The organism is Rhodococcus sp. KBW08 (assembly GCF_003852455.1).
Lineage (GTDB): Bacteria > Actinomycetota > Actinomycetes > Mycobacteriales > Mycobacteriaceae > Rhodococcus_F > Rhodococcus_F baikonurensis.
Genome location: NZ_QAJJ01000028.1, coordinates 125,772 through 144,204, shown reverse-complemented (window position 1 = coordinate 144,204; position 18,433 = coordinate 125,772). Strand labels below are relative to the sequence as shown.

Genomic DNA, 18,433 nt, shown 5'->3' with positions numbered 1-18,433 from the left:
GTAGATGTGGATACTGGAACGAATGCACGGGCATCAACTCCTGACGCGGCTCTCGCGTATGTCACTCGAGCACGGACACATCATCGCAGCGCTGCTCGTGGGTTCCGTCCTCGTCGGTGTCGGCACGCTGCTTTTGCTTCGGTGGTTGCCGCGTCGGGCCGTGCTTGTCGCGCTGGGCCTGTCAGTGGTCGGGTCCGGCAGCGGCGCGATGTTCGTGTGGCTCAGTTATCGACCGTTGCCCGCTCAGCTACCCGTGTCGAGTTTCGTCTGGATAGCGCTGGCGATGTTCGGAGTCGTCGGCGCGGCGCTTGTTCTCCTTCGGCGCCCAGGACTTGCCCGCGGCCTTTCGGTGACGGCATTCGCCGCGCTGGCCACGATCGTCGCGGTAGGTCAGGTCAATGCCCAGACCGGCACCTATCCCACACTCGGTTCACTGGTCGGGCACTGGCCGGTCCGCGCGGTCGAGCACGTCGCCTTCGATTCGCTCCCCGGAGCCGAACCGGGGTTACAGCGGGGACTTCCCACGGAAACCCATTGGCAGGTACCGGTGCGGATGCCGAGCAACGGCGTCGTCACGGAAGCGGCGATTCCCGGCAACATCTCGGGATTCGACGCGAGGCCTGCGACGTTGTACCTCCCGCCCGCCTACCTTGCCGATCCGCGTGCGGAGTTGCCCGTCCTGGTGCTGGTGGCGGGTGAGCCCGGCAGCCCCGGCGACTGGCTGGACAGCGGCCGGCTCGCGACCACCGTCGACGCCTACGCGTCGAGGCATTCCGGGCTTGCTCCCGTAGTGGTAGTACCCGACGCGTTGGGGGACTACGACGCCAACCCCGGCTGCATGGATTCTGCTCTCGGCAACGTCGCGACGTATCTGGACCAGGACGTCCCGAACTGGATCGAATCGAACCTTCAAGTGAATCCGGACGCTGCGCAATGGGCTATCGGTGGGTTCTCCTACGGCGGGACGTGCGCGATCGAGATGGCCGTGAACTTCCCGGACCGATACCCGTCGTTCCTGGACTTCTCCGGGCAGGACGAACCGTCGACCGGTGATCACGAGGACACCGTGGCGGCCATGTTCGACGGTGACGAAAGCGCGTTCGACGCGGTCAACGCCCGAGACCTGATGGCGCAGAATCGGTATCCGCAGTTGTCTGGTGTATTTGTCGCGGGTGAAGACGACGACATCTACCGCCCTCAGCAGGAGATCATGTTCGAGGCTGCGCGCGCCGCCGACATGAACGTGGACTACTACACCCTTCCCGGCGGGCACTCGGGTGATGTGTGGGGCACTGCTCTGGAACTCGAAATGGACTGGCTGGGCCGGACACTCGCACTCACTCCGTGAGAGTGTCCGGCCCGCTACACAGCACCGGCCGAAATCGGATCAGGCGTCGAGATCAGCGGCTACCAGTTCGGCGACCTTGGCGAGTGCGTCGGCGTCGTCGGATTCGATGGTGACTTCGGTGTCCTTGGCGGCGCCGAGCGTCATGATCATCAGGGCCGAGCCGGCATCCACCGGTTCGCCGTCGGCGACTGCGAGGGTGACCGTGGCGCCGGAGGCTCCGACTGCTTCGGCGATGAGGGCGGCGGGACGGGCGTGAAGGCCGACTGCGGAACCGACGGCAACTGTCTTGCTGGGCATGGGATCTCCTCGTTGTAGAACTGTCGTTGCGGACGTTGTGGGGTGTTCGGGCAGATCTGGTGACTTCGGTGGTGACTGCAGTGTTGCCTGCTGTCGATCATGCCGCAGCGGGCACGATTTCGGGGTCGAGTTCGGCATCGGAGGGCCCCTTGCGGAAGAACTCCTTGGCTCCGACGACGGCGAGCGCAGCTACCACGGTTCCCGCAGCCAGTGAGACGAGGAACCAGCCGATGCCGCCGACTGCGAAGAAGACGAAGATCCCGCCGTGTGGGGCGCTGAGCGTGACGTCGAAAGCCATGATCAGTGCGCCGGTGACCGCGCCGCCCGCCATCATCGAGGGGATGACTCGAAGCGGGTCGGCAGCGGCGAACGGAATTGCACCCTCGGAGATGAATGCCGAACCCAGCAACCAGGCAGCTTTACCGTTCTCCCGTTCGGCTTCGCTGAAGAGCTTGGGACGCAACACCGTCGAGGCAAGTGCCATGGCAAGCGGCGGAACCATACCCGCGGCCATGACTGCCGCCATGATGCGCAAGGTGGCCGGGTCGTTGACGTTGAGTCCGGCTACAGCAAAGGCGTAAGCCGCCTTGTTGACGGGCCCGCCGAGGTCGAAGCACATCATGAGGCCGAGAATGATGCCGAGGAAGATGGCCGAGCTGCCTGACAATCCGTTGAGCCAGTCGGTGAGACCGGAGGTGATCGCGGCGAGCGGACGACCGAGGACGATGAACATCAGTGCTCCGACGACCAGCGTCGCGAACAGCGGGATGATCACCACCGGCATCAGACCTCGCAGCCACTGCGGGACGGCGATCCGGCCGATGTAGAGCGCGACGACACCGGCGATGAGACCGCCGACCAGGCCTCCGATGAAACCGGCACCGACGAACACGGCGACCGCACCGGCCGTGAAGCCGGGAGCGATGCCAGGCCGGTCGGCGATGGCGAAGGCGATGTAGCCGGCCAACGCGGGCACCAGGAAGCTGAACGCCAACGAACCGATCTGGAACAGCACTGCGCCGAGATAGGTGGCAAGACCACCGTCGGGAAGGTTGGTGATCGAGTTGTCGAGAACGATGTCCTTGGCCGGACCCGAGATCTCGTATCCGCCGAGCAGGAAGCCGAGGGCGATCAGCAGACCGCCGGCCGCGACGAACGGGATCATGTAGCTGACGCCGGTCAGGAGGACCTGACGGAGGTGGGTGCCGAACCCTACGGAACCGGCATCGGAATCCGCGGCCGCGGCGGCAGTGCCGTCCACGGTGGCGGCGGCGGGATTCTCGGAAGCGCGCAACGCTTCTGAGAGCATCTTGTCCGGTTCGTTGATCGCCCGCTTCACGCCGGAAGCGACGACGGGTTTACCGGCGAATCGTTCGCGGCCCTTCACTCCGACGTCGGTGGCGAAGATGACCGCGGCGGCTCCGGCGATGACCGACGGGTCCAGCGGGGTGCTTCCGCTCGAGCCCTGAGTTTCGACGTGAACCTTGACGCCGGCGCGTTCACCCGCAGCGACGAGTGAGTCCGCCGCCATGTAGGTGTGAGCGATTCCGGTCGGGCAGGCGGTGACCGCGACGATGTGACGCTCGGCGGGCGCTGGTGCCGGGGTCTCGTCGGTGGCGTGTTTCCCGGTGGAAACAGGTGCCGGGGGTGTCACTGCCGCGGCCGTCCCTGCAGAATCCTTGGCTGAAGAATCCTTGGCTGTGGGATCCTTCGGTGCAGGATTGAGGACCTCGTCGACCAAGCGCACGATCTCGTCCGGCGTCGACGCTTCACGAAGTGACGTGACGAACGCGGGCCTGACGAGTGCTCGGGCCAAGGAGGAGAGCAGCTTCATGTGCTCGGCTCCGGCGCCTTCGGGTGCCGCGATCAGGAACACGAGATCGGCGGGGCCGTCGGGTGCACCGAAGTCGACCTTCGGATCGAGTCGAGCAAACCCCAGGGATGCGGACGAGACGGCCCCGGCGCGGCAGTGGGGAATTGCGATTCCGCCGGGCAACCCGGTCGCAGACTGCGCTTCGCGAGCGAGTGCTGCATCGACCAGTCCCGCGGCGTCGCTCGCCCGACCCGCAGCAGTCAATCGCGCTGCGAGAGAACGAATGACATCGTCCTTGGTCGTACCCAGGTCGGTGTCGAGTGAGATCAGTTCGGGACTGATGATCTCCGGGCCGGAACTGCCGGCTGCGGTGGTATCGGACATGTCAGGTTCCTTAGGGCGTCAGGCGAGTTCGGTGGGGACGGGGATGGGAGAGGCGGCATCTGCTGCAGATACCGAAACCGCTGCCAGATCGATCTGTTCGGGCGTGGGAAGGGTTGTGCCGGGAAGGGAGGCAGCGGCGCTTCCGTAGGCGACCGCGTGACGTAGCCGCTCGGATTCCGAGCCGCCTCCCGCTTCGGCGAGGATGTATCCGGCCAGCGACGAATCGCCTGCGCCGACGGTACTGACTGCGACAATCGGGGGAGCGGTGGCGATCCACGCGCCGTCGGCCGTGACGAGGACAGCACCTGCTGCGCCGAGCGTGGCGAGCACACTGCCGACGCCGCGATCGACCAATCGCTGTGCCGCCGTGATTGCAGGCCCGCGATCACCGTTCTCGGCGGCACGTTCGAGGACGTGGCCGTCGACGCCGGTCAGTTGCGCGAGTTCCTCGCCGTTGGGTTTGAGCAGGTCAGGTGCCGAGTCGGGGAAGCCTTCGGCGAGTGCCGTCAGCGGGGCGTCCGAGGTGTCGACCGCTACCTTGCACGGGTGATCGCGCAGCGCCGCGACAAGTTCGCCGTACCACCCGAGAGGAACGCCGGGGGGCAGTGAGCCGGACAGCGCGAACCACAGGGCGGTATCGGCGCGGGCGATCAGTTCCTGCGCCAAGGCGTCGAGCGTCGAACCCGACAGCGTCGCGCCGGGCTCGTTGATCTTCGTCGTGGTTCCGTCCGGTTCCGCGATGGTGATGTTGGTGCGAGCCAGACCCGTCGTGGCGACGCCGATGTGGGGAATTCCACCGGCGGCGAGCGCCGAGAGTAGGGGGTCGCCGCCGTTCCCCGGTAGGACCGCGAGGACGTCGAGGTCGGCTGCGGCGAGAACACGCGCGACGTTGACCCCCTTGCCGCCGGGGTCGCTGCGAGTGGAGTGGGCGCGTAGCACGGAGCCTCGTTCGAGCCGTTGCTCGAGCTGCACGGTCCGATCGATACTCGGGTTGGCTGTCAGTGTGACGATCATGCGATCACCACCTCGATTCCGTGGTCGTGGAACTCGGATGTGTCTGTGGGACTGATCTCTTCGTCGGTGATGAGGACGTCGATGCTGTCGAGGGGGGCGAAGCTGATCAAGTGCTCGCGGCCGACTTTCGTGGAATCCGCCACCACGACAACGTGATTGGCAGCTTTGACCATCGCTCGTTTGACTGCGGCCTCCTCGCTGTCCGGTGTGGAGAGTCCGTGCCCGACGCTGATCGCGTTGGTTCCGACGAAAGCGACGTCGACCCGCAACGTGCTCAGCAGGCGTAGGGCGTCCTCGCCGACCGCGGCTTGCGTCACCCCGCGTACTCGTCCTCCGAGCAGGATCAGGGAAATCGAGTTCATCGATGCCAGTCGTGCGCCGATCGGGACGGAATTGGTGACTGCTGTGAAGTCGTTCTCGGTCGGTAGTTCGGGGATCATGCGGCCTGTGGTGGTGCCCGCGTCGAAGATCACGCTGCCGCCGGTAGGAGGGAGATAGGTGACCGCGCAGCGGGCGATCCGGTCCTTCTGTTGCGCCCGGGTCTGATCGCGTTCCGCCATGCCCGGTTCGGTCACGTGGAGGGATCCGGTCGGAACGGCGCCGCCGTGTACACGCCTGATCTGTCCGATCCGCTCGAGGAATGCCAGATCGCGACGCACGGTCTCGGTGGTCACACCGAAGGTCTCCGACAGAGCCGCCACGGACATGCGTCCGCGCTGCGACACCATGGTGCCGATCGCTTGTTGGCGTTCTTCCGCGTACACGTGCTCTCCGATTCCGAAATGTGATCCGACGGTGCGTTGTGGGTCACAGTGAATGTTGCTTTATGTTGTTTTACGCCCGAGTGTGTTGACATGTCAAGACTTGGGAGTAATCTTCGTCACAACGAAGGTGTGGGCTCAACGCGCTCGAGGTGCTCCGGTGTGACACCGGGCCCATCGCTCAAGGAGGACAGATGACCGAACAGCTCAATCGCATCACCGTGCACGGCACTCCCGTCGTGCCCGGAATTGCCTACGGCCCGGCTATCTGGCCGTCCAGCCGACCAGAACTCGTCACCGATGCGCCGGCCCTCGACGAGGCCGATCGAGAGGCCGCCGCCGACACCTTCGTCGCAGCGGCGAAGGTTGTCGAGAACCGCCTCCTCGGACGGGCGGCCGAAGCTACAGGCGCGGCTGCCGAGGTCTTGCAGGCCAACGCGGCGATGGCAGCCGATCGTGGCTGGATCGGGGCGGCCAAAAAATCGATCGCCGGCGGAGTGCCCCCGGTGCAGGCTGCGATCGCGGCGACGGAGCAGTTCGTTGTGCTGTTCACCAAAGTCGGCGGTGTGATGGCCGAGCGCGTCACGGACCTCGAGGACATCCGCGACCGCGTGATCGCCGAACTCTCCGGATTACCCGAACCAGGAGTTCCGATGCCCGAGACACCATCGGTGCTGTGCGCGGACGATCTTGCTCCTGCAGACACCGCGGGCCTCGATGCAACCAAGATCATCGGGCTCGTGACCATCTACGGCGGCCCGACCAGCCACACGGCAATCATCGCGCGGCAGTTGGGCATCCCGTGCATCGTTGCCGCGAAGGAATTGGAGTCCATCTCGGCAGGAACGCCGATTCTGATCGACGGAACCACCGGCGACGTGATCGCGGAGCCGGATCCCGAGCAGGCGCGCGAACTGGTCGAACAATCTCGGATCGATCGCGAGCGCGTCAGCACATGGACCGGACCGGGCCAGACGGCGGACGGACGGCCGGTCGACGTTCTCGCCAACGTTCAAGACGGCGCGGGCGCTCGCGCCGCGGCGTCGACTGCTGCGGGGGGCATCGGGCTCTTCCGGACCGAGCTCTGCTTCCTCGGCCGTGAGACCGAACCGACCGTAGACGAGCAGGCGGCGATCTACGCCGAGGTTCTCGAGGCCTTCGCAGGAAAGAAGGTCATTATTCGCACGTTGGACGCGGGTTCGGACAAGCCGCTCAAATTCGCCAACCATCAAGAGGAAGCGAATCCGGCGCTCGGCGTTCGTGGGGTCCGAATCGCCTGGCAGGACATGGGAATTCTCGACCGCCAGCTCGACGCGATCGCCGCAGCGGCGGCGTCGACCAACTCGTCGCCGTGGGTCATGGCACCGATGATCGCCACCCCGGCCGAGGCGAAACGTTTTGCCGATGCCGTGCGGGCACGCGATCTTGTTCCCGGTGTGATGGTGGAGATCCCGGCGGCAGCGCTGTTGGCCGACCAGATTCTCGAACACGTCGAATTCCTCTCGATCGGTACCAACGACCTTGCTCAGTACACGATGGCCGCTGATCGGATGTCCTCCGAACTCGCCGACCTGACCGATCCGTGGCAGCCCGCGGTGCTCGCCCTTGTCGCACGTACGGCCCAGGCCGGTCAGGCGGCAGGTAAGCGCGTCGGGGTCTGCGGTGAGGCGGCCGCCGATCCGCTGTTGGCCTGCGTACTTGCCGGTCTCGGCGTTTCCTCGCTGTCGTGCGCTGCGGCGTCGGTTGCCGGCGTGGGAGCGAAGGTCGGGTCCGTCACCATGGCGCAATGTGAGGCGGCTGCGGCGGCGGTACTGGCAACCGGTGATCCGGTGGCAGCGCGTAAAGCGGCGGCTGACGCACTCAGCTGACGTGGTTTCGTCGGTCTAGGTCGGCGACCGAGCGCCTGACCTCTAGTATTTCGACCTGTGATCGAACGAGAAACTATGACCGGGGCCGGCGGAATCGGCTGGACTGTCCACGGAGACGGCAAGCGGATCGCCGACGGCGCGGTCGTGGCGCCGGACGAACGACTGAGTTGGCCGCGCACCATCGGGATCGGGATGCAACACGTCATCGCGATGTTCGGAGCGACACTGCTCGTACCGACCATCACCGGCTTCCCCGTCACGACGACGCTGTTGTTCTCGGGTATCGGCACCGCGCTGTTCCTGCTCATCACCCGCGGCCGGATCCCCAGCTATCTCGGTTCGTCCTTCGCGTTCATCGCCCCGCTGACAGCGTCGGCAGGATCGGGCCCGGCCGCGCAACTCGGTGCCGTCATGGCCGTCGGCATCGTGTTGATGTTGATCGGCGTAGCCGTACGTCTGATCGGCAGCCGGGTCATCGACGCCGTCATGCCGCCGGTGGTGACGGGAGCTGTCGTCGCGCTGATCGGTCTCAACCTCGCTCCGACGGCGGTCGGCTCCTTCGAATCGCAGCCGCTGATCGCCACGGTGACGCTCGTTTCGATCCTGCTGGTCACGGTCGTCGGTCCCGGGCTGCTCGGCCGGCTGGGCATTCTGGTCGGCGTCGTGATCGGCTGGGTCTTCGCCGCGGTCATCGGCGGACTCGACAGTGAACGAGTGTCCGCTCTGCGCGAAGCAGACTGGTTCGGGCTGCCGAGTCTGCACGGACCGTCGTTCGACTGGTCGGTGATCGTGCTCGCGCTCCCCGTGGTGATCGTTCTGGTCGCCGAAAACGTCGGACATGTCAAAGCGGTGTCCGCTATGACGGGTAAGTCCCTCGACGATCTGGCCGGCAATGCACTGTTTGCCGACGGTCTCGCCACTACCTTGGCGGGCGCCGGTGGCGGATCCGGAACCACCACGTATGCCGAGAACATCGGTGTCATGGCAGCGACGCGTGTGTACTCGACCGCCGCGTACTGGGTAGCCGCCGCTACCGCTGTGATCCTGGCATTTTCGCCCAAATTCGGCGCACTGGTCTTCACGGTGCCGAACGGCGTCATCGGCGGCGCAACGATGGTTCTCTACGGCCTCATCGGCATTCTCGGTGTGCGCATCTGGATGGAAGCGAAGGTCGACTTCACCGATCCGGTCAACCTGACGGTCGCCGCGGCGGCGTTGGTCGCCGGCATCGGGAACTTGACGCTGACCATCGGTTCGGTCGAGTTGGGCGGCATCGCCTGGGGATCGATCGGCATCCTCGTCGCGTACCCGATCATGCGATATCTCGCCAAATTCCGTACTTCGAGTAACAGATAACCGCTACAGTCACGAATCGTGATCGTTCGGGTCATCGACGGGTATCGCAACAGGTTCTACCGTCGGAGGCAGTGACGTGGGCCCGCGCACTTCGGCGTGCCCAGTCTCAGCGAATACACCCCAGTGGGTACGTCCCCAGCGGGTACATCACTGAATTGCCGTATATCGAATTGCAAGGAGTCGGCGTGGAGCGCACCCTGTTCGAACCGGAACATGAACTCTTCCGGGAGTCGTACCAGAAGTTCTTGGCACAGCACGTGGCTCCGAACCACGAGAAGTGGGAAGAGCAGAACATCGTCGATCGTGACGTCTGGGTCGAGGCCGGAAAGCAGGGCTTCCTGGGAACCGCGGTGCCCGAGGAGTTCGGCGGCGGCGGTGTGAAGGACTTCCGCTACAACGCGATCATCACCGAGGAAACCACCAAGGGCGGGTTCAGCGGTATCGGCTTCACGTTGCACAACGACGTCGTGGCGCCGTACCTGCTGGAGCTGACCAATGAAGAGCAGAAGCAGCGTTGGTTGCCCGGATTCGCTTCGGGAGAGCTGATTTCGGCAATCGCGATGACCGAACCGGGTACCGGTAGCGACCTGCAGGGCATCAAGACCAAAGCAGTTCGCGACGGGGATCACTGGGTCCTCAACGGCTCGAAGACCTTCATTACCAACGGAATCAACGCCGACATCATCATCGTTGTCGCGTGTACCGACCCGGACAAGGGAGCGCAGGGCTTCAGCCTCCTCGTCGTCGAGCGGGACATGCCGGGCTTCGAGCGTGGACGCAACCTCGACAAGATCGGCATGAAGGCTCAGGACACCGCCGAACTCAGCTTCACCGACGTCCGCGTTCCCGCCGCCAACCTGCTGGGCGAAGAGGGAATGGGCTTCTTCTACTTGATGAAGAACCTTCCTCAGGAACGACTCTCGATCGCCGTTGTTGCCGCTGCCGCAATGGAATCGGTTCTCGAGAGCACGATCCAGTACTGCCGTGACCGCAAGGCATTCGGTAAGTCGATCGGTAGCTTCCAGAACACCCGATTCGTCCTCGCCGAGTTGGCTACGGAGACCACCGCAGTGCGGATCCTGGTGGACAAGTTCATCGAACAGCTCAATGCCGAGAAGCTGACCGTGCAGGAAGCTGCGATGGCGAAGTGGTGGACCACCGAAGCTCAGGTCAAGCTCATCGACCGCTGCCTCCAGCTGCACGGAGGCTACGGCTACATGAAGGAATACCCGGTTGCCAAGGCGTACATGGACTCTCGTGTGCAGACCATCTACGGTGGCACAACCGAGATCATGAAGGAGATCATCGGACGTTCGCTGAATCTCTGATTCGGGTGATGCACCGCTGATCGTCACGTAAAGACTCTGGGCCCCGGCTGATGCCGGGGCCCAGAGTCTTGTGGTCGTGGGGTGCGAGCGAGCTCAGATCTTCCGCATGACGGTGACAACCTTGCCCAGGATGACAGCGTTGTTGCCGGGAATCGGCTCGAAGAGGTCATTGTGCGGCATCAGCCACACCTCCTTCTTCGTGCGCTTGAACGTCTTCACAGTGGCTTCGCCGTCGATCATTGCGGCCACGATGTCACCGTTCTCCGCGACGTTCTGCTGACGGACGACAACCCAGTCGCCATCGCAGATCGCTGCATCGATCATCGACTCGCCGACGACCTTGAGCATGAAGAGCGAACCCTGGCCGACGAGTTCGCGGGGGAGTGGGAACACATCCTCCACCGCTTCCTCGGCGAGGATCGGTCCGCCGGCAGCGATGCGGCCCAGGATGGGGACGAACGCCGGCTCCGGTAGCGGGTCGGCGCTGTTGTACTCGCCCGAATGCTTCGACACGGATGCGATGGCGGTATCGGCTGCAACTTCGTCGAGGCCTCGAACATCGACCGCGCGAGGGCGATTGGGATCGCGGCGAAGGAAACCCTTTCGCTCCAACGTTCGCAGTTGATGTGCGACGGACGAGGTGGAAGTGAGCCCCACCGCATCCCCGATCTCGCGAATGCTGGGCGGATACCCGCGCTCCGTCACCGAATCGCGGATCACTTCGAGAACGCGCCGCTGACGCTCGGTGAGCGTCTCGCTCGACGGAGACGGAACTGCAGAAGCTCCTGCCTCCGCGGCTGTGCTGGAGCGATCGTCCTTCATGGCCTGTTGCCTCCGTGTCTGAAGAAGTCGTGCCTGAAAAAGTGCCTGGTGCACATCACGCAGAAACCTGTCGGTGCCTCCTGCCAACATTCGAGCTGTCGACAAACACGGAGGCTTTCGCAAATTCCCGCTGTGTGGTCTGACACGAATCTAGCCGGATTTGCTCGCGGTTTCAAACATCTGTTCGATTCGTGTCGCTCGAAGTAGAGACATTGTCGGCCAGGCGTGGTAGAAATTCGAACATGCGTTCCATCGAACGCATGATCGAACACATCGATCGGTGTCGACCAGCGGAGGTCACGATGGGTAACGCAGCACTGCAAAGCAACAGGATTTTCGACGACGCGATTGGTGTCGACGCGATTGGTGTCGATGCGATTGGTTTCGACGGCACGTCGGCACTGAAGTACCACCCCTCGTTCTATGGGCCTGATGGTGGGTCCGATGCTGACGTTGTGTCATTCGAACGGCGCGGTACGGCCGAAATGCGGGGTGTGGCCAGGTATGTCGACAACGAACCGCAGGCGGCCGTCGTTCGCCGTGTTCCGGCGGTGGGCGCGGTTTCAGGTTCGCGGTCATTGCGTGAGTCTCCTCGCCGGTGGGACAGCGAGCACGATTCGTCGCGCCCGTACGGAGGAAGTTTTGCGCACCGAAACCGAGTCGGTGTCTCACGGGTCGAACATGAAGTGGCTGCCGAGGACGTCAGTTGGAAGACAGTGTTCCTGGGCGCCGTATTCACTGCACTGGCAGTGTTGGCGTTGGTGGGGATCGGCGCTTTGTCGAGTGGTGATGTAGCTGCGACACACGGCGAGACCGAAGTGGTTCGCGTTGCCGCGGGTGAATCCCTCAGTGATATTGCTGCCAAGGTTGCGCCTGGCCAGGCTGTCGGTTCGGTGATCGAGCAGATCATGGATCTCAATGCGATGTCGAGTTCCGGACTGTCCGTTGGGCAAACTCTGATCGTGCCGGTCTCGGGCCGCTGACCGTACCCCCTCCCAGGCGGGGGCGTACCGAGCGTGAGAGCAGTCGGTTCACAGCGAGTAAGCTGTCCACTTGACAGTCCCACCACCTCGGGTGGTCGCGTTGAGTACGTGGATCTGCTCTGTAAATCGTCGGAGGATTTGCAGTCGGTAGCGAATCTGAGTTGCGGCCATTTCGGCGACAACGAAGGAACCCCGATGCATTGCCCGTTCTGCCGGCACCCTGATTCCCGAGTGGTCGATTCACGCGAGGCCGACGAGGGCCAGGCGATCAGGCGGCGCCGTTCGTGCCCCGAGTGTGGACGTCGATTCACCACGGTCGAGACGGCAGTTCTCTCGGTCGTGAAGCGCAGCGGCGTGACGGAGCCGTTCAGCCGGGAAAAGGTTGTCAAAGGTGTGCGTCGCGCATGCCAGGGCCGCCAAGTGGACAACGACTCGCTGAACTTGCTGGCCCAGCAGGTCGAAGATGCCGTACGTGCATCGGGTTCTGCCGAGATTCCCAGCAACGAGGTAGGGCTCGCGATTCTCGATCCGCTTCGAAATCTCGACGAGGTTGCGTATCTGCGATTCGCTTCGGTGTACAAGTCCTTCAGTTCCGCCGCGGATTTCGAACGTGAGATCACCGACATGCGCGAACATGCCGAGACCCGTGACGCCGACAAGGCTCCCGGCGCCGAGCCCGTTTCCGTCGACTGAGGCCTTCGACTTAGGTAACGCTCAGAGCACGGAGCGGGCACTAGGTAACGCTGAGAACACAAAGCGAACAATCGAACAAATCGGGCAAGTTATTCGCTTAGTGTCTACCAGGTACGTTCGTCCGCATCTCGGATCTTCACGGAGGCGTTATGAACTTAGTTGCAGTTCTCGGAGTCGTGAACAGCCTGGTAACCCTCGGGTTCGCCAACACTGTTGCCACCTTTGGCGGTTTCCTCACCAACGTCAACATTCAGACAATCTACTGATCGCGCAATCCTCGTCGAACATCAACGCTTGATCGCTTCGATAGCTTTCAGGACTCGCTTTTCGGATATCGGTGTGGGTGTACCGAGGGACTGCGCAAACAGACTCACGCGCAGTTCTTCGATCATCCAGCTGATCGCGTCGACGTCCCTGGCCGTGCGTCGCTCTTCGGGAAGTGAACTCAACAACCGGTCGTACGCTGCGTACACCCGGTCGAGGACATCCATCGCCTGCTGATCTCGTTGTGCGCTTGCAGGCAGAGCTTCGAGACGGAATTTTGCTGCGGCAAGATACCGCGGCAAATCGCGTAGGCGCGCTGAGCCCAACTCGGCGACGAAACCCGGAAAAAGCAGTGAGGTCAACTGCTCTCGGACGTCGTCGGCTGCCTCCCCGCGTGAGCGTTCGAGGACGACGCTCAGTTGGTGGGCGTGTTCGAGGATCGGAACAATCATGCGCAGGATCGCGGAAACGCGCCCGGCCAGTTCGGAGCGTGCGATCTTCACCAGGGCGTCGAAGGCCTCAGGCGTGCGCACCGGTCCACCGTGGGCCGCAATCACTTCGTTGGCAGCTGCCACTCGGCAATCCTCGACGAGGGCCTCCAAGCCGCCGTCCGGATTCTGGCCGAGCGCCAGACGCTGCGCGTTCGACAAGCCGGCGGTCACTGCCTTGAGTTGGGTGGGAACGGCCGCCAGGAGAAGCGCCCGAGTGCCTTCCCGCATCGCCTGCGCCTGCGCAGCCGGTGTACTCAGGACACGAACGGCAACTCCGCCGTTTTCCGGCACCAGTGCCGGGTATCCGGTTACCTGCTGCCCGCCGATGGAGCGAGTGATGGTCGGTTCCAACGCGCCGAGTGTCTCGGATGTCCAGACGGTTGCCGCTGCCCGTTCGGTACCGGTTGCCGCCTTGGCTACTTCTTTCTGCACGCGCGGGGCGAGCGCGCGTCGCAGCTGCGCCAGATCCTTACCCTTCGCGAGAACCTTGCCCGATTCGTCCTCGACGACAAACGTCATCCGAAGATGGTCGGGCAGCGCGGCGGGATCAAAGTCCTTGGCGTCGATCTGGATCCCGCCCAAGTGCGAGAGTTCACGGGCCATTGCGGTCATCAACGGCTCGGATCGAGGTTTGACTGCTGCCAACGCTGCGGCGGCGTAGTCGGGTGCCGGCACGACAGCGCGTCGAATGTTCTTGGGCAACGTCTTGATCAGAGCGGTAACCAGGTCGACGCGCATACCCGGGACCAACCAGTCGAAGCCGACCGGCTGAAGTTGCGCGAGCAGGCCGACCGGGATGTGCGCGCTGACGCCGTCGTCATCCTTTCCGGGTTCGAATTGGTAAGTGAGCGGAAACTGCATGTCGCCCTGGCGCCACGCGTCCGGGTACTCGCCACCGAGGACTGCAGCGGCGTCGGAGTTGACCACGGTTTCCGGTGTGAACGTCAGCAGACTCGGATTCTTGCGCCGCTCAGTCTTCCACCACTGGTCGAAATGCTTGGCGGACACGGCTTCCTGGCCGATACGTTCGTCGTAGAACTCGTAGAGAGTCTCGTCGTCTACGAGGATGTCGCGTCGGCGCGCGCGGTTCTCGAGTTCCTCGACGTTGTCGAGCAGTGCGCGGTTCTCGTGGAAGAACTTGTGGTTCGTCTGCCATTCCCCCTGCACCAGCGCATGGCGGATGAAGAGATCGCGGGAGGCCTCGGGATCGATTCGCGAGTACGTCACTGCGCGGCCGGTCACGAGGGGAACTCCGTAGAGAGTGACCCGCTCGTATGCCATCGCCGAGCCTCGCTTGGAGGACCAGTGCGGTTCGGAATAGGTCCGTTTCACCAGGTGCGGGGCGAGCTTTTCGGCCCACTCGGGTTCGATACGCGCGGACATGCGCGCCCACAGCCTCGACGTTTCCACGAGTTCGGCGGCCATGACCCAGCGTGGTGGCTTCTTGAACAGTCCCGATCCGGGGAAGATCGCGAAGTGGCTGCCCCTGGCGCCGAGGTAGTCCCGCTTCTCGCCCTCGCGTAGCCCGATATGCGAGAGCAATCCGGCGAGGAGCGACTGATGGATCGCGTTCTCGCTTGCCGGTGTCTCTCCTACTGTCCAGCCGAGACCGCGGGTGATCTGCCGGAGTTGCCCGTGCAGATCCTGCCATTCGCGGATCCGGAGCCAGTGCAGGAACTCGTTCCGGCACATCTTGCGGAACTGGTTGGAGGACAGATCGTTACGTTGTTCGCGTAAGTAGTCCCACAGCTTCAGGTAGGCCAGGAAGTCGGAGTTCTCGACATTGAACCTGGCATGCTTTTCGTCGGCTGCCTGCTGGAACTCGGCGGGCCGTTCGCGAACGTCCTGAATGGACAGTGCCGCGACGATGACAAGGGTTTCGTGAAGGCAACCGTTGTTCTTGGCTTCCACCAGCATTCGTGCCATCCGCGGATCCACCGGAATCTGGGCCAGCTCGCGGCCGACGGGCGTCAGTTCGGGATGGCTGGCCTCGGAACCTCGCGCGATGGCGCCGAGTTCTTCGAGGAGTCCGATTCCGTCCTTCACTGCGCGCTGGTCCGGCGGTTCGACGAAGGGGAAGGCCGCGATGTCGCCCAGGCCGAGAGCCGTCATCTGCAAGATCACGGATGCGAGGTTGGTTCGCAGGATCTCCGGTTCGGTGAATGCCGGCCGTGACTCGAAGTCCTCCTCGGAGTACAGGCGGATGCAGATTCCTTCGGCGACGCGGCCGCAACGCCCGGAACGCTGACGCGCCGACGCTTGGGAAATCGGTTCGATCGGCAACCGCTGCACTTTGGTGCGTACCGAGTATCGCGAAATGCGCGCCGTTCCTGGATCGACGACGTACCGAATGCCGGGAACGGTCAGCGAGGTCTCCGCCACGTTGGTTGCGAGGACGACGCGTCGGCCGGTGTGCGGCGAGAACACCTTGTGTTGTTCGGCGGCCGACAGCCGCGCGTACAGCGGGACGATTTCGGTGTTGCGAAGACGCCGATCGCGTAAAGCGTCTGCGGTGTCGCGAATTTCGCGTTCGCCGGAGAGGAAGACCAGGATGTCGCCTTCGCCCTCCGCGCTCAGCTCGTCGACAGCCTCGCAGACCGCGTCGACGGGATCACGGTCGAAGGTGATGTCGCCGGATTCGACAGTCAGTGGCCGGTAACGCATTTCGACGGGGAACGTTCGCCCGGATACCTCGACGATCGGCGCGGGCTTACCGTCGACAGCGAAGTGCTCGGCGAAGCGTTCGGGATCGATGGTCGCCGACGTGATGATGACTTTGAGATCGGGTCGGCGGGGGAGCAGCTGAGCCAGGTACCCGAGGATGAAGTCGATGTTGAGGCTGCGTTCGTGCGCTTCGTCGATGATCAGCGTGTCGTAGCGTCGGAGCATACGGTCGCGCTGAATTTCGGCGAGGAGAATGCCGTCGGTCATGAGCTTGACGTAGGTGCGATCCGAGACCTGATCGGTGAACCGCACGGTGTATCCGACGGCGTCGCCGAGTTCGGTGTCGAGTTCTTCGGCGATACGTTCGGCAACGGTGCGGGCTGCCAACCGGCGCGGCTGTGTATGTCCGATCAGTCCGCGGACGCCACGTCCGAGTTCGAGACAGATCTTCGGGATCTGGGTTGTCTTACCCGAGCCGGTCTCGCCGGCGACGATGACAACCTGATTCTCCGAGATCGCGGTCGCGATGTCGTCCTTGCGCTGACTGACGGGCAGGGCTTCGGGGTACGAGACCGCGGGAACACTGACTGCGCGGGCAGCCAAGCGTGTGCGTGCCTTCTCGATTTCTTCGGCCAGCGCCACCAGAGCGTCTGGTGTGCGGGCGCGGTCGAGTTTGCGACGGAGTCGACTCTCGTCGCGGAGTGAGACCTGTGCCAGCGCGCTCTTCAGGTCACTCCGCTTGGGGGAGAGCGGGGCCGGTGGTGTTGTAGACATGCTGATGACAGCCTATCGAACGCATTCACAACTACCGCTCGCAGATCGTAGTGATGTGCAAATATCGTCGAGTGACGACAAATACCGCAAATGAGTCATCGGTGCCTGTCGCGTCGACACCTGTTGCCGTGCGAGTACTTCGATTGTTGTTCGCGCTCTACGGACTCACTGCGTTGTTGTGGATCCCGATTCGCAACGCCGACGGATTCTCGTTGTCGAACTATCTGAGCTACTTCACCATCGAGAGCAATATCCTCGCGGTGTTCGTGTTGCTGGTGGGCGCATTTCGTGATCCGCAATCGCGGACATGGCAGTCGATTCGTGGCGCGGTGACTCTGTACATGGTCATCACCGGAATCATCTACGCCGTCCTACTCGCGAACATCGACGTCAATTTGAACGACGCGTGGATCAACTCGGCGCTGCACCGCATTCTTCCGCTGGTGATGCTCCTCGACTGGGTGTTCTTCGCTTCGCGGCACCGGATCTCCGAAATTCGCTCGCTGCAGTGGCTGCTGTTTCCGGTGATCTACGCGGTGTACACGTTGATTCGAGGTCCGATCGTCGACTGGTATCCGTACCCGTTCATGGATCCGCGCCATCAGGGCTACCTGGCTCTGTTCATTGGATTTGTCGTGCTGGGCATCGCGATGGCCCTGATGGCGTTGGCGGTCAATGCCGTCGGACGGTTGGGCGCCGGGCTACGCGGCCGGAACGCCCCGCAGTCCTAGCCCGCTTCCGGTGGCGATCACCTGATCGAGTCGGTCGATGTTCGGGTGCTTGCCGCGGTTCGCTCGCGCGTCCTCGGTGTGCTCGGCGAAGATCGTCAGTCCTGCTGTCGCGGCTTCGGGTGTCAGGGCGCCGTAGACCTCGGCAAGATGGTTGTACACCTTGACCGAGCCGGACTTTCCGGGCTTGTTCTCGACGGTGTCGATGACGGTTCCGTCGGCGTCGAGTACCTCGATGGCGGCCAGATGATCGATGGTGGGCAGTGCGGCGAGATTGTCGGCAAAAGTCATGGTCGACAGATTACGTGTGTACCCGGAAATGCCGGTGCCCGGCGAGCGCCGTCGTGCGCCGATTCCCGGTGTCGATATAGTCGCAGCACATCGTTTGCACACCAGCATCGTTTGTATTCGAAGGGGACAATGATGGCTTCGGCATTGTGGCACGGGTTCGCGGACATGGGCGCTGTGGAGAAGAACGGCGCGTTTGTCGTCTCTCGCGGTGAGGGCGCGTACATCTGGGACCGCGAGGGCACTCGGTATCTGGATGCGACGGCGGGCCTGTGGTTCACCAATGTCGGGCACGGGCGCGCCGAGATCGCGGACGCGGTGGCGGCTCAGTTGTCGAAGATCGCTCATTTCTCCAACTTCGGTGATTTTGTTCCCGAGACCACGCAGGTGTTGGCGGAGCGGTTGGCGACGATTGCGCCGGTTGCCGGGAGCAAGATCTTCTTCACCTCGGGCGGTTCGGATTCGGTGGACACTGCGGCGAAGCTCGCTCGCCGGTACTGGCACGAGGTGGGGCAGCCGGAGAAGGCGATCATCGTCGGTCGTCAGAAGGCGTATCA

At 63.5% G+C, this 18,433-nt stretch carries 15 protein-coding genes; 8 read left to right on the top strand and 7 right to left on the bottom strand.

Annotation, left to right across the window (positions count from 1 at the left end; translation table 11 throughout):
* The first annotated feature begins 22 nt into the window (after positions 1-22).
* On the top strand, positions 23-1,348 hold the full coding sequence (locus DBV08_RS29620) for an esterase family protein (protein ID WP_240951939.1): 1,326 nt from the start codon (positions 23-25) through the stop codon (positions 1,346-1,348).
* Positions 1,349-1,387: 39 nt separating this feature from the next.
* On the opposite strand, the gene DBV08_RS29615 is transcribed toward DBV08_RS29620, so the two are convergent.
* From DBV08_RS29615 to DBV08_RS29600, 4 genes are all read right to left on the bottom strand, one after another.
* Positions 1,388-1,645, bottom strand: a complete 258-nt coding sequence (locus DBV08_RS29615) for an HPr family phosphocarrier protein (RefSeq protein WP_003942144.1) — start codon at positions 1,643-1,645, stop codon at positions 1,388-1,390.
* 97 nt (positions 1,646-1,742) lie between these two features.
* Positions 1,743-3,842: a fructose-specific PTS transporter subunit EIIC gene (locus tag DBV08_RS29610; RefSeq protein WP_124569749.1), complete on the bottom strand. Its 2,100-nt coding sequence runs from the start codon at positions 3,840-3,842 to the stop codon at positions 1,743-1,745.
* Between the two features lie 18 nt (positions 3,843-3,860).
* Positions 3,861-4,856, bottom strand: coding sequence for a 1-phosphofructokinase family hexose kinase (locus DBV08_RS29605; protein ID WP_124569748.1), 996 nt, complete (start codon positions 4,854-4,856; stop codon positions 3,861-3,863).
* Complete coding sequence (locus DBV08_RS29600; protein WP_095970559.1) at positions 4,853-5,620, bottom strand: DeoR/GlpR family DNA-binding transcription regulator; 768 nt, start codon at positions 5,618-5,620, stop codon at positions 4,853-4,855. Before DBV08_RS29600 ends, DBV08_RS29605 begins: the two co-directional genes overlap by 4 nt.
* A gap of 191 nt (positions 5,621-5,811) precedes the next feature.
* Between DBV08_RS29600 and DBV08_RS29595 the strand changes: the two genes are divergently transcribed.
* The 3 genes from DBV08_RS29595 (at position 5,812) to DBV08_RS29585 (ending at position 10,169) form a co-directional block, all read left to right on the top strand.
* The gene (locus DBV08_RS29595) at positions 5,812-7,485 is read left to right on the top strand and encodes a putative PEP-binding protein (protein ID WP_124569747.1); all 1,674 of its coding nucleotides are present in this window, start codon (positions 5,812-5,814) and stop codon (positions 7,483-7,485) included.
* Between the two features lie 75 nt (positions 7,486-7,560).
* A complete protein-coding gene (locus DBV08_RS29590) occupies positions 7,561-8,841 on the top strand; it encodes a uracil-xanthine permease family protein (RefSeq protein ID WP_020907537.1) in 1,281 nt (426 codons plus the stop codon).
* Positions 8,842-9,026: 185 nt separating this feature from the next.
* Positions 9,027-10,169 carry an acyl-CoA dehydrogenase family protein gene (locus DBV08_RS29585; RefSeq protein WP_007735194.1) on the top strand — a complete coding sequence of 381 codons (1,143 nt, stop codon included), beginning with the start codon at positions 9,027-9,029 and terminating at the stop codon, positions 10,167-10,169.
* 93 nt (positions 10,170-10,262) lie between these two features.
* On the opposite strand, the gene lexA is transcribed toward DBV08_RS29585, so the two are convergent.
* Positions 10,263-10,991: a transcriptional repressor LexA gene (gene lexA, locus DBV08_RS29580; RefSeq protein WP_007735195.1), complete on the bottom strand. Its 729-nt coding sequence runs from the start codon at positions 10,989-10,991 to the stop codon at positions 10,263-10,265.
* A gap of 242 nt (positions 10,992-11,233) precedes the next feature.
* Here lexA and DBV08_RS29575 point away from each other — a divergent pair, with 242 nt between their 5' ends.
* Together DBV08_RS29575 and nrdR are read left to right on the top strand one after the other, a co-directional pair.
* The gene (locus DBV08_RS29575; protein WP_124569746.1) at positions 11,234-11,974 is read left to right on the top strand and encodes a LysM peptidoglycan-binding domain-containing protein; all 741 of its coding nucleotides are present in this window, start codon (positions 11,234-11,236) and stop codon (positions 11,972-11,974) included.
* A 195-nt stretch (positions 11,975-12,169) separates the two neighbouring features.
* Positions 12,170-12,667 (top strand): transcriptional regulator NrdR, encoded by a 498-nt coding sequence (gene nrdR / locus DBV08_RS29570; RefSeq protein WP_095970738.1) that lies wholly within the window; start codon positions 12,170-12,172, stop codon positions 12,665-12,667.
* 287 nt (positions 12,668-12,954) lie between these two features.
* Here the strand turns inward: nrdR and hrpA are convergent, their stop codons facing one another.
* Positions 12,955-16,860 (bottom strand): ATP-dependent RNA helicase HrpA, encoded by a 3,906-nt coding sequence (gene hrpA / locus DBV08_RS29565; RefSeq protein WP_124569745.1) that lies wholly within the window; start codon positions 16,858-16,860, stop codon positions 12,955-12,957.
* A 101-nt stretch (positions 16,861-16,961) separates the two neighbouring features.
* On the opposite strand from hrpA, the gene DBV08_RS29560 reads away from it, so the two are divergent.
* The gene (locus DBV08_RS29560; protein WP_124569744.1) at positions 16,962-17,591 is read left to right on the top strand and encodes a Pr6Pr family membrane protein; all 630 of its coding nucleotides are present in this window, start codon (positions 16,962-16,964) and stop codon (positions 17,589-17,591) included.
* On the opposite strand, the gene DBV08_RS29555 is transcribed toward DBV08_RS29560, so the two are convergent.
* A complete protein-coding gene (locus tag DBV08_RS29555; RefSeq protein WP_124569743.1) occupies positions 17,562-17,879 on the bottom strand; it encodes a DUF2322 family protein in 318 nt (105 codons plus the stop codon). The genes DBV08_RS29560 and DBV08_RS29555 overlap by 30 nt on opposite strands.
* A 129-nt stretch (positions 17,880-18,008) precedes the next feature.
* Here DBV08_RS29555 and DBV08_RS29550 point away from each other — a divergent pair.
* Positions 18,009-18,433 (top strand): aminotransferase class III-fold pyridoxal phosphate-dependent enzyme (locus DBV08_RS29550; RefSeq protein ID WP_148090798.1); only part of this gene is annotated, 425 nt, incomplete at its 3' end.

What these genes read in the sequence shown, in the direction of transcription:
- DBV08_RS29620 (WP_240951939.1), top strand. Translation starts at nt 23, where the DNA reads ATGCACGGGCATCAACTCCTGACGCGGCTCTCGCGTATGTCACTCGAG.
- DBV08_RS29615 (WP_003942144.1), bottom strand. Translation starts at nt 1,645, where the DNA reads ATGCCCAGCAAGACAGTTGCCGTCGGTTCCGCAGTCGGCCTTCACGCC.
- DBV08_RS29610 (WP_124569749.1), bottom strand. Translation starts at nt 3,842, where the DNA reads ATGTCCGATACCACCGCAGCCGGCAGTTCCGGCCCGGAGATCATCAGT.
- DBV08_RS29605 (WP_124569748.1), bottom strand. Translation starts at nt 4,856, where the DNA reads ATGATCGTCACACTGACAGCCAACCCGAGTATCGATCGGACCGTGCAG.
- DBV08_RS29595 (WP_124569747.1), top strand. Translation starts at nt 5,812, where the DNA reads ATGACCGAACAGCTCAATCGCATCACCGTGCACGGCACTCCCGTCGTG.
- DBV08_RS29590 (WP_020907537.1), top strand. Translation starts at nt 7,561, where the DNA reads ATGACCGGGGCCGGCGGAATCGGCTGGACTGTCCACGGAGACGGCAAG.
- lexA (WP_007735195.1), bottom strand. Translation starts at nt 10,991, where the DNA reads ATGAAGGACGATCGCTCCAGCACAGCCGCGGAGGCAGGAGCTTCTGCA.
- DBV08_RS29575 (WP_124569746.1), top strand. Translation starts at nt 11,234, where the DNA reads ATGCGTTCCATCGAACGCATGATCGAACACATCGATCGGTGTCGACCA.
- nrdR (WP_095970738.1), top strand. Translation starts at nt 12,170, where the DNA reads ATGCATTGCCCGTTCTGCCGGCACCCTGATTCCCGAGTGGTCGATTCA.
- hrpA (WP_124569745.1), bottom strand. Translation starts at nt 16,860, where the DNA reads ATGTCTACAACACCACCGGCCCCGCTCTCCCCCAAGCGGAGTGACCTG.
- DBV08_RS29555 (WP_124569743.1), bottom strand. Translation starts at nt 17,879, where the DNA reads ATGACTTTTGCCGACAATCTCGCCGCACTGCCCACCATCGATCATCTG.